The organism is Streptococcus parasalivarius (genome assembly GCF_054785155.1).
Window position 1 is genome coordinate 1 of record NZ_BAABOB010000019.1, and the last position, 1820, is coordinate 1820.

The 1820-nt window shown below is 44.7% G+C and carries 1 pseudogene; it reads left to right on the plus strand.

The features are described 5' to 3' along the window. Nucleotides 1-1820: pseudogene (locus tag ACYVQ1_RS10190) on the plus strand (CshA family fibrillar surface protein C); the annotation flags it as partial.

Genomic DNA, 1820 nt, shown 5'->3' on the forward strand with positions numbered 1-1820 from the left:
TTCACTGTTGATAAAGAAACAGGTGTTGTGACCTTCACCCCAACGGATAAATCTTACTCAGGTGATGTGGTTCCAGTTAAGGTTCAAGGTAAAGATACAAACGGAACAGTTGCTGAAACAACTTACACACCTAAGATCACTCCAGTTGTACCAACTTCTGAAGATGCAACAACGACAGATATCCAAGGTGCCACTCAAACAGGTAAACCAACCTTCACCGAAGGAAATCCAAATGTTCCAATCGATGAAGATACTCCAGCTACCTTCGAAGATGGCTCAACTACGAAGACTGTCGATGGTGAAGGAACTTACACAGTAGCAACTGACGGAACAGTAACCTTCGTTCCTGAAAAATCATTCACTGGAACTGCTTCAGGTGTAACAGTGAAACGCGTGGATAAGAATGGTACTGAAATCACAGCGAAGTACACACCAACTGTGACACCAGTAACTCCAACTGCAACACCAGTTGAAACTACAGATATCCAAGGTGCTACACAAACTGGTAAACCTGTATTTACTGAAGGCGATAGCCGTGTGCCAATGAACGATGATGTTCCAGCAACGTTTGACGATGGCTCAACGACTAAGACTGTAGACGGTGTTGGTACTTACACAGTAGCAGCAGATGGAACAGTAACCTTCGTACCAGAAAAATCATTCGTCGGTACTGCACCAGCTGTAACAGTAGTTCGTGAAGATAAGAACGGAACAAAAGCTTCTGCAACTTATACACCAACCGTAACACCAGTTACACCAACAGCAGAAGATACAACATCCACTGACAAACAAGGTCAAACGCAAACAGGTACACCAACCTTCACACCAGGTAATCCAAATGTTCCAATGGATGATGATACGCCTGCAACATTTGAAGATGGCTCAACTACGAAGACCGTTCCTGGTGAAGGAACTTACACAGTTGCTCCAGACGGAACCGTAACATTTGTTCCAGAAAAATCATTCACTGGAGAAGGTACAGGCGTAACGGTTAAACGTGTCGATAAGAACGGTACTCCAGTTACTGCTAAGTACACACCAACTGTGACACCAGTAACTCCAACAGCAACTCCTGCTGAATCTGAAGCACCTCAAGGTGTGGTTCAAACTGGAACAGTAACCTTCACTGAAGGTGACCCAGTTGCACCAATTGATAAGGATACCATTACTCTTCTTGATGAAAATGGTCAGCCAGCAGCATCAGTAGATGCGAAATCACCAGCAGGTGACGTGATCGGTACCTTCACCGTTGATAAAGAAACAGGTGTTGTGACCTTCACACCAACAGACAAATCTTATTCAGGTGATGTGGTTCCAGTTAAGGTTCAAGCAGCTGATACAAATGGTACAAGAGTAGAAACAACTTACACACCGAAGATCACTCCAGTTGTCCCAACTGCTGATCCTGCAACATCTACAGACATCCAAGGTCAAACTCAAACAGGTACACCAAGCTTCACACCTGGTAACCCTGCAATCCCAATGGATGATGATGTACCAGCAACCTTTGAAGATGGCTCAACAACTAAAGTTATTCTAGGAGAAGGTGCTTACACTGTAGCTCCTGATGGCACAGTAACCTTCGTCCCAGAAAAATCATTCACAGGAGAAGGTACAGGTGTAACCGTTAAACGTGTAGATAAGAATGGTACACCAGCTACAGCTAAGTACACCCCAACAGTAACTCCTGTAACACCGACAGCGACACCAGTTGAAACAACAGGTAAACAAGGTCAAACCCAAACAGGTAAGCCTGAATTTACTGAAGGCGACAGCCGTGTGCCAATGAACGATGACGTTCCAGCTACTTTCGACGATGG